The organism is Caballeronia sordidicola (assembly GCF_002220365.1).
Taxonomy (GTDB): Bacteria; Pseudomonadota; Gammaproteobacteria; order Burkholderiales; family Burkholderiaceae; genus Caballeronia; species Caballeronia sordidicola_C.
This window is the reverse complement of sequence record NZ_MTHB01000034.1, coordinates 38,096-47,923: the sequence shown is the minus strand read 5'-3', so window position 1 is coordinate 47,923 and position 9,828 is coordinate 38,096. Positions and strand designations below refer to the sequence as shown.

Annotated in this window: 8 protein-coding genes; 7 read left to right on the top strand and 1 reads right to left on the bottom strand. The window is 54.5% G+C overall.

Translation table 11 applies throughout. The features are described 5' to 3' along the window. The 7 genes from BSU04_RS46245 to BSU04_RS05650 all read left to right on the top strand — a co-directional run. Window positions 1–963 (top strand): hypothetical protein (locus BSU04_RS46245; RefSeq protein ID WP_179258215.1); only part of this gene is annotated, 963 nt, incomplete at its 5' end. 45 nt (window positions 964–1,008) lie between these two features. After that, window positions 1,009–2,001, top strand: coding sequence for a hypothetical protein (locus tag BSU04_RS45220; RefSeq protein WP_144021130.1), 993 nt, complete (start codon window positions 1,009–1,011; stop codon window positions 1,999–2,001). Between the two features lie 271 nt (window positions 2,002–2,272). Then, entirely contained in the window at window positions 2,273–2,827 is a 555-nt protein-coding gene (locus BSU04_RS05670; RefSeq protein WP_089159687.1) for a hypothetical protein, read from the top strand. Window positions 2,828–3,473: 646 nt separating this feature from the next. Continuing rightward, window positions 3,474–4,019, top strand: a complete 546-nt coding sequence (locus tag BSU04_RS05665; protein WP_089159686.1) for a hypothetical protein — start codon at window positions 3,474–3,476, stop codon at window positions 4,017–4,019. 103 nt (window positions 4,020–4,122) lie between these two features. After that, the gene (locus tag BSU04_RS05660; protein ID WP_089159685.1) at window positions 4,123–4,380 is read left to right on the top strand and encodes a PAAR domain-containing protein; all 258 of its coding nucleotides are present in this window, start codon (window positions 4,123–4,125) and stop codon (window positions 4,378–4,380) included. A 3-nt stretch (window positions 4,381–4,383) separates the two neighbouring features. Then, window positions 4,384–5,622: a hypothetical protein gene (locus tag BSU04_RS05655; protein WP_089159684.1), complete on the top strand. Its 1,239-nt coding sequence runs from the start codon at window positions 4,384–4,386 to the stop codon at window positions 5,620–5,622. Then, window positions 5,619–9,293 (top strand): ImcF-related family protein, encoded by a 3,675-nt coding sequence (locus BSU04_RS05650; RefSeq protein WP_089159683.1) that lies wholly within the window; start codon window positions 5,619–5,621, stop codon window positions 9,291–9,293. The genes BSU04_RS05655 and BSU04_RS05650 overlap by 4 nt, the downstream gene beginning before the upstream one ends. A 175-nt stretch (window positions 9,294–9,468) precedes the next feature. On the opposite strand, the gene BSU04_RS05645 is transcribed toward BSU04_RS05650, so the two are convergent. Then, entirely contained in the window at window positions 9,469–9,720 is a 252-nt protein-coding gene (locus tag BSU04_RS05645) for a hypothetical protein (RefSeq protein WP_089159682.1), read from the bottom strand. Window positions 9,721–9,828: the final 108 nt, after the last annotated feature.

Genomic DNA, 9,828 nt, shown 5'->3' with positions numbered 1-9,828 from the left:
CGCATTGCCTGTCAGACCCCATATTTTGAAATTCGTTTACTCGTCACACTTAGCATGGAGCGCGCACATGCAGGCTCCGTTTTATTCTATGAAGACGGCAAATTGCTTGGCAAATACGAGAATCTCGTCGTCAACGAATCTTCATTAACGTCCGCGTTAGTGACTGTGGCAGGGGACGGCGTCGCTCTCGAAATTGACTCGGAAGGATCGCGAAATAAGTTCCACGTCATCGCACCGATAAGTTTGATAGGCGGGAAGCCGCATATTGATTGCGTCTACAAAACTGTGTACGACGCGGTTGATGAAATCCGGTCAGTTGGAGAAAGTTGCCAGAAGATCGAGCTTGAGAAATTCGATGTTCATTCGGCCATTAACGATGATGGTCTCATTGCCTATACGGACAAATACAATTGGTTGAAGTCGATCCCACGGAACGTCTGCGCTAACCCGGTCGGCCTAGAGGTTTCTCCTTATAGAGTCGCCAGATGTAGTGAAGGTGGGGTGTCCGATGCAAAAAATGAAAAAATCATGGTATTCACTAATCAAGATAAATTGCTCTTCTCTATCGTGGGATATGAACTAATTCCCAAGATAAGTGGTGCAAAATATATGCTAACTTCTGACCTTGATAATATTATTATTATGCTAAATGGCAATCTAGCGTGTCATTCGAAGAAATTCAGTGCGTCAACTAGATTAGTGGGCACGGCAAAAATAAAAAATAAATTTACCGTCAATTATACAATTGACTCAATCGGAAATTGCTTGACAGGAAATTATTCCTACGTCGGGAAAAAAGAAAATATCGAAATAATCGGATATCGCCATGGCGATTTATATAATTTTTTGGAAATTGGGAAAAATCGCATCTCAAGCGGCCTTTTCGTGCTCAATCGAATCGAACCGAGAGCGCGTGGAGTGTGGATAAGTGTTCCACCGGCAAATCCTTTATCCGTCAATTAAAAACGGCCGATGACGCTATGCAGCGAGATGGCTTAAGTTGTGACGATGACTAATAGAATTGGTATATGGAAGAAAATCTGTGCAGCATTGATTATCACACTCGTACCGAGTGCGTGGATTCCGGTGCAAGCACGAACCGATACGAACGTCGACAAAACACGAATAGAATTTCGAAGCGGATCAACCCTGATTTTTGATCAACCACTAAAACACGTTGAAGAGAAGACCTTCGGGCCTGGGTGGAAGAAGGCGGTCTTCGTAGACGCGTATGGAAGCCAGACTCCCCTGTTTCCAATGGAGTTTTTCGCCGCAATGGGTGGAGTGATTTTTGCACGGGGATATGGGCCGAGAATTTCCCCATCGGGCAAGTACGCAGTTCTGGACGTGCTGCGAGCCGGAGTCGTGGACCCCGGCCCGTCTGGAATGGCAGAAAACTCAAGCAAGCAATACTGTCCGGTACTAAATATTGCATCAGGATGCGTAGTTAGCATGCAAACCGGCGAGCTTTGTGGTGGGGATTGGTCCGAAAAGTCGGACATTTGGGTGGTAGCTGGATACAGATACAACGCCACCAAACCTATGATCGATTCCGAATTCTCTGGGGCTAACGACCTATGGGGTCAATTTGTGAAATCTATGCAAATTAATGACGCCGCAAAGATTAAACAGTATCTCGTTAGTAATTTGGGTGTCACAAATTTAATGGTATGTGAACCACCGACGCCGAGCAACAAAAATTCTTATACGTTAATCGCTCGCCAGCTAAGAAAAGAGGGCGATCGTTCCGATGCCACATATATTGAAAAAAAACTCGCCACGACAGCCATCAGTGCAAACCTGAACCAAGTGGTGACAATTAAAGTTGACAAAGCCTATCTTTATGATATTCCAGACTCTAAAACACAAACAAAAATGTATTTGGTAAGAGGCGACGCGGTCAAGATTCTAGAAAAGTCTGAGGATTGGGCACGAATTGAATATGTCAGGATAAATGGTGCTGTTATCGATAAATGGATTCAGTTCATATCAATCCAATGATCGCGAATGAGATTAATGGCGAAGGCGGTAGTTTCAAACACTAAAAACGTAGTCCCCGATCCTCATCCGAGGAAGTGCGAGTATTCTTCGATGCTGATCGACATTGCATAAGGGATCGAATGTGCGCGTGGTGGACTGTGATTAACAGCGTAAGCTCAGTTGCGGATGCAAGTGACGTGCTCTGTTTCGGCTGCGAAACTTCTACAAGGATAGGAAAATTCGTTCAATAGGGTTGAGTCAATTCTTGGTCTTCAAATCGAAGAGGCATAGCATGCAAATTACCAAAAATTTTCGATTGATGATAGTTTTCTCCTCCTTCGTAATGTTCGGAGGATTTGTGAATGCCGAGACGGCTGGGTGTCCGGACGTACAGCGGTCAAGGAACATATTTGATGCCACATCAATATATAAAAATTCACGTGTCGCGATTGAGAATGCGGATGATGCACACCCCGTAACGTTGATCATGTATCGCCCAATCGACGGAGAATGTCGGAGGGAAGAGTTTGCTCGGTACTCTATCGAAGGCTCTGCTCCCACGATCGATTCTTTGTTTTTCTTCAAACTTCATAGTCAAGTCAACATTTTTACGATTATTTCGTGGTCTATCAATAACAGAGGGGCTGGGACTTATGGAAAAATGTATCAAATTTATGCATATAAAACGGGCGCGGACGGTTCATTGCTAGAAAACAAGAAGATTTCGGAAAGCGACGCAATGACGGGAATAGACGGCTACGATGGTGGCCGACAGTCGCGTTTTCGGTATAAAACTGCCATAGACGTTAAGAGATTTTTGCGCAATAAACCGGATGCAACTAATTGATATTAGACGGTCATCATCAGCGGACGGAACTAGTTCCACGGTCGACCTTGAGAGCCGGTGGAAGGTGTGAACGAAATTAAAATTGTCCTCATCTCGTTAATTAATTTAGCTGCCATTTCAGGCGTTCATTCCGAAGGAATATGCAAGGACAATGAGGCTATCATATTCAACTGCGAGATGCCGAAATCAGTCTCGTCACTATGCAGATCCAAGGATTCAGGCATCTTTACATACCGAAATGGTGTTGGTAGCCAGATTAATCTGGAGCTTTCAGATCGCGGCATATCTAAGGGACAGAGTTTTTATTTCTCTAATACCCCATATGCCGGCGGCGGAGAGGCACACATTCGGATTTCGCGATCCGGGTATACCTACTATCTATATGATAAGACTGTCAAGACTGAGGATGGTCCTGCATTCTCCGCTGGCATTGTTGTATACAGGGGAGAGAGGAAAATATCCAATCTGATATGTAGCAACGATGCCTCCATTCGCCGAAATGCATACGATGACATCACCAAAGAGAGTTATCGAAGCATAGGGTCAAAATAAACCTTCGGCAGCCAGAAAATGCTGCAAAGCGGGCATTGCCGGTGATTAACCAGAGATATCTTCCTTGCGGTCAAAAAACGGAGATTGACGTTAAATGGATAACGAGCATGGCAATCGAATGCGGATTTTACAGCTATTTTTTGCGTTCGCCGTTGCATGGCCGGTACCTGGATGGTGTGACGGATCCATTCTCCATAAAATCCCCGCAGAACAGATGGAGGAAGGATGCGACCTGGAATTTCGCGCTTTGCCGGACGGAGAACCAGCAATAGGACAGTCCAATCACTCAGTAAATTTACGATGGATGTGCGAAAGCCAAATTCCACGAGTCATCGATAACTACGAGATAGAAGGTAGCAGTCCGGACATCGTTACGGTTTTTTACCGGAGAAGGCAAGACGTGATCGTGCTGGTGAAATGGTCTACGAACTCGTGGGCATCGGACCTCCAGGGCGATTATTACAAGATTTATGTGTATAGATACACACAAAAAAATCCGAGTAAACCATTTATGCCTCAACTCGACATCATGAGAAAACTCGGAGAAGGATGGGGCAGCATGATTGGCAAAAAGCAAGTGCATTATCCATATAAAGATGCTGCATCCATTCGATCAGCGCTCGATAAGCTTGGTTACTGACTATACACATGGTTGATACAAATTATTTTTACGCGATGCACGTGTTTTGAAAAGATTCTTTGCAAATAGGTTTTTAGCAGAAGTCCACAAATCATAGGGTTTTATGAAGAAACTAGCATACGAAGGCGATGACACGAGCCACGGCGGAAAGATTCTCACCGGCTCAGACCGCATCAAAGTCAAGGGACGGCGTGCCGCGCGCATTGGCGACAAGGTGTCCTGCCCGATCCACGGCGACAACGAAATCACCGAAGGAAGCGGCCGCATGAAGGACGGCGCCACGCCGCTTTCGCGCGAGGGTGATCACACGCAATGTGGCGCGTACCTTATCGGTTCGTCAGACGGCGCACAGGTTCGGTAACTGATGCCCGTCGATTTCAATCGCATTCCGCCGCGGGTAACTGTGCCGCTTCCGCCGCAACCATTAAAGCCCCTCTGGGCTGCGTTGTTGCTGATGATTATGTGCGCAGGCCCCGCGCTGACGATCACCCTGTGGCCACCGGGCCGTCCCACGAATACCCCGTCGTTTTGGATCTGCGTAGCCGGCTATCCGCTTCTCCTGTGGGCGCTTTTGCTTTGCTTGTGGCTCGCCTACGGCTACGTTCGACGTAGTGGAGCGATTGCGAACAATCGCGTCAGTGAGCGGATCGAACAGTCGTGCCACGCGGTGGCGAGCGTGCCGCTTGCGATCTTGGGCACTGCGTGGTGTTTCGCTTCTAACGATGCAGACAATCTGCTGCAGAGTGTCCGCGACGGTTCCGTGCAAGTTAAAACGCGGCAGAGCGCGGCAATGCCTGATAGCGATGTGAACGCACGCTGGATCGAAATTCCCGATAAGCGGTTTTGTCCCGGCAATGAGTTGGACGAATACGCACGACACAAAGCCGTCTGCGAATGGCTCCTGCAGAGACTGATCGGCGACATCACCCAACAGCTTAATGCCTTGCCATCGCGAACTTCGCTTCACGTCGAGCTACATTTGCGTTCGAAGCTTGAGTTCGCAGTGGTGCAAACGCGACTAAGAGATCTGCTCGTCAAGAACGCGCCTGCGCTCAGCGTGGAGATCGTAGAAAACGAACGAGGGGTTCCGCTGTTCACCACCGACGCATGGCTCGACGATAGGGACAGCGGTGTTGCCCATCTTGTCGTTGCGATCGAGCTTCGCAATGCCATTAGCCAAATGTTAGGTGACAGCGTAGCGGAGATGGGTGCGGCGCTGCTGGTGGGAGCCCCGCGCCTTGCGCAGGCGGCAACACTGTCGGCGCTACGTCTGCATCGTCCTGCAAGAGGCGGCCTGGATGCAATCGCCAACACAACTGGACTCGCGGCCCGTTGGGGTGAGACGACCATCGAACAGGTGAGCACGGCATGGGTGCATGGCGTTTCCAGCGAGCAGGCAAGCGCCATCAGGAAATCGGCCGCGTTACCCGAACAAACGAAGTGGATAGCACTTGAGACGACGGTAGGCGATTGCTCGGGAGGCGGCGCATGGCTCGCGACCGCCCTTGCAGCCGCGAATGCCGGGTCGACCGGCGATCCGCAATTAGTCGTGAGCCATCACGATGGAGAGCTGGTCGCCCTCGTGTGCAGAAAATCGATATGAACGAACATAAAACACTACCTGTCGGGCTTTTCATTGGCATCGCGATCGGCATCATCTTCGTCGCGCTGGATATCGCAGCATGGGTTGAGGGGGCGCGTCACGGATGGTCCCTCGAAATCCGGATCGTCGTCGAACTGTGCCTGCTAAGTGCCCTGCTGCTGTCGATCATATTCGTGAAATACTTTGAGGCGGTTCTGCTCTGGATCGCGTCCCTGAGAGCGGCACGATGGTTAGCTCGCTTCGATATGGACAAACGGGCAGGTGTTGAGAGCGGCACATCCGAAGACAACAAAACACACGATCGGGCGACGGCGCTACGCGACATTCTTCGCGAACGTCACGGCTGCTGGTGGCAATACCGGGATCGATGGATAGCGGTTACTGGAGATCAACCGCTCATCGAGCGCCTCTCACCTGAGCTTGCGCAAAACGGCTACACGATCTCGGGCGACACCGTCCTGCTGTACGCGACGCGGGTTGGTGAACAGGTAGACACGGCATGGCTCGACCGAATCCGCCGCTTGCGCCGCTGGCGTCCGGTTGACGCGATCGTGGCAGTCGTACAGGCCGCCACCACCAGCGAACAGCCATTCGACGCCGGGCGGACCACTCAACTGCTCGCGCGCAACGCCCGTGCGCTGCGCTGGGCCGCGCCTGCCTACTTGCTCAACGCGACCGAGTTCAAAAGAGAAACATCGAGTCCAGATGAGGCGATTGGCTGCACGTGGTCTGGGCGAGCCTGTACGGAGAACATCGATGCCTCGCTGCGCGCTCTCACCGACAACCTCGCCGATGCTGGCGTCCTGCGTCTTATGAAGAGCCGGGCAGACCGGTATCCCGCTGAGCTATCGCAGCATATCGCGCAGTACGGCAGTGCCCTGTCAGGGCTGGTTGCGCAGATCAGCCAGTCGCGAACCTGGCGCAATGCAGTGCAGGGCATTCTCTTCGCGCCGCTATCCACCAAGAGCACCGCAGACGCCTTGCAAGACAAACTCCGTGCCGCTGAGCCGCATATCGCGACCGAAGGGGATTTTCCTCGGGGCGTCTGGCAGACCATCGCCGCTCACAGCCGTCGGGTCCACGGCCGCCGCGTCGGATTCTCGTTGTCGATGACCACCGCGTGGCTCCTGACTGGCGCGGCGGCAATCTGGATAACGGGCGCCGTAGTGTCCGGTGTGAACAACCGCGCCACGATCGAGAGCGCCGGCGACACGCTGACCCAGTTCTCGACCGTGCACGATCGCACGCAGTCCGCACTCACTCTGAATCGCCTGCAAAAGCAAATCGACACGTTCGAAGTCCGTCAACATGACGGCGCACCGTGGTACACGCGTTTCGGTCTAAACCGCGACGAGGCGCTGCTCACGGCGCTCTGGCCTGCCTACGGAATCGCGAGCAGCCGCATCCTGATTCAGCCGATCCAGACTCGGCTTGAGGGCAAGCTACAGCAACTCACTTCGTTATCCGATGCAGAAATTGCCAGCGGCGGAAAAGCTCAGTTAGAAGGCGCTTACGCGACGCTCAAAACGTACCTGATGCTCGCTAGACCCGAGCATGCGGACGCGCCGTTCCTCAAGGCGCAACTGCTCGCAACGGATGAGCCCGCTCGCCTTGCCAGTTCAACGTTGAGCGATGGCGCTTGGGACGATCTGCGCCACCGCCTTATCGGGTTCTACACGGACCACTTGCGCGAGCATGCCGGCCCGGATGGCGCCTTGCGTGCGATCACCCCAGACGCGTCGCTCATCAACGCGACGCGCCAGACCATCATTGGTGTGATCGGTCTGCAGAACTCGACGGACGTCATCTACCAGCAGGTTCTCGACGAGAACCGCAGCAAGTACCCGCCCATGTCGCTGGCCACGCTGCTGGGGGAAACGAGCAGCAGAGGCCTGTTCAATACGACGGCAACCGTGGCGGGCGTGTTCACGCGCGCGGCCTGGGACGAGCGCATTTCCAAGGCCATCGATGAGGCGAGCGAGCACCGCACCGTTGCGGGCGACTGGGTGATGTCGGACGCCAAGGCCATCACGGCGTCAACGGAGTCGCTCAAAGCCGAGCTGCGACAACGGTATTTCGCCGACTACGCGAGCGCGTGGCAGCAGTTCCTCAACAGCATCCGCTGGCAGCCGGATACGACACTCTCGGGCACGATCGACCAGTTGACTTTGCTGGCCGATCCGCAGCGCTCGCCGCTCGCGGCGCTAGTGAACGTGATCGTGTATCAGGCAAGCGCGGGCGCGGCTTCTCAGTCCCTTTCCGATTCGCTGATAAGCAAGGCGCAGCAGTTGGTCGGTGCTGACGAAAAAGACCCCTCGAAGGTCGCACCACCGCAGAACGCCGCACCGCTTGCGGCAGCATTCGGGCCGGTGCTGCGCCTGAGTGGCAGCAATTTGGTCGGATCGGGAAACGCTGATAGCAACGGCAAGTCTGCGGGGCAAATCACCGCGACAGGCAAGCTCAGCGTGCCGCGCTACCTGGAACGAGTCACCGCGATGCGGCTGAAGTTGCAGCAGACCATGGCGAGCCGCGACCCTGACGCCATGTCCCGCACAGCCGCTCAGGCCGTCCTGCAAGGCAAGACGTCGGACATAACGGATAGCCGCGACTATGCGAGCCGGGTTGCCGCCAGCCTCGGTGAACAATGGGGCGGTTTCGGCAGTCTCTTCGAGGCGCCGCTCGAGCAGACCTGGCAGGTCGTGCTGCAGCCTGCGGCATCGAACCTGAACGACACTTGGCGCAGCGGCATCGTCTCCGACTGGGATCGTCTCCTGAAGGGCCGCTACCCGTTCGCCGATTCGGACAACGACGCGTCGCTGCCGGAGATGGCGCGCTTCATGCGGATAGACAACGGCGTGATCGCCCAGTTCGTGACGACGCAATTGGCGGGCATCATCGAGCGTCAGGGCGACCGCTGGGTGCTTGCGCAAGGAGCGAACCACGGCGCGTTGACGGTCGATCCGAACTTCCTCGCGGCACTCAACACGCTTACTCGGGCTTCCGCCGTGCTCTTCCCATCTGGAGACGCGAACGTTCGCTACGAGCTGCGCGCAGTGGCGACGCCTGAGGTGATTGACGTGAGGTTCGTGCTGTCGGGGCGCGAGTTGCACTACTTCAATCAGAAGGAAGAGTGGATGCCGTTCATCTGGCCGGGCGAATCGCTGGAGAACATCACGCGCCTTGAATGGCAGACGCAGCAGAGCGGCGTGCGCTCCGCGTTCGACACACAGGGCCGCTTCGGTCTGATTCGCCTGCTCGAGCGAGCTAAGATCACGCCGCTGGACAGCGCTCGGTACCTGCTCTCGTGGACCCCGGACGCAAGCTTGGGCGTGCCGCTGCGGGTGATACTGCGCAGCGACGCAGGTGCCGGGCCGCTTGAGGTGCTCACGCTGCGTCATTTCTCGTTGCCATCGCGGATTTTTTTAACGGGCTCGGCCAAGGACAAATCAACGGGCGCGCCCGTGCGGACCCTGGCCGGTCCTCCGCCGTTGCCGCCTGATGCGCTCGAAGCAGCAGAGCATGCCGCGATGCCGCTACCTGGAGGCAAACCGTCGCTGTCGCCGCCCCAACCGTCACAGCCTGCCTCGGGCGCTTCAGCGATGCGCGCGGAGATGGTAAGTCCGCAAGCGGCGAAGGCCGTTGTAGTGAAGGACGATCCCTGGTCAAACTAGGTAGTCACGCGGAACTCGAAACATAATTTTTGACTTCCTCAAGTTTCGCACTCGAACTGTGTGGATCGATTTGAGAATCGAGATCTTCGACAGATCGTCGCTTTCGCGCGGCCTTCGGAATGTCGCCGCGGGACTTTCGGCAGGGGAGCGCTGGAGTGCCAGTGCGTTCGATGAGTTAGTGCGAGTCGACCAGCGCTCTTAAGCCGGGGTCGCGAATCTCCAGCAAATCGAACAAGCCAAGCGCGCGCAACGCGGGCAGGGCCTCGACAATATCGTTCTCCGCCGCCGTACGCCCGTTCTCAGGCGTCAGGGGATCGGCCCAGACTCGCGCATTGGCGATGAAAGCACCGACAGTCCCTTTGCGAATGGCGATGCCGTTAAGCGTGGTCTCGTTGACGTGATCGGGAAGGATATCTTCAGCGCGCATCATGTACTCCTGGTGTGATTGACCCCCTCGACTCTACCGAGCGGCAACCGAACGCGCTGCGGCAACCATGCCATTCGATACGCTTTCCACGCCAATGGGATCGTTCAT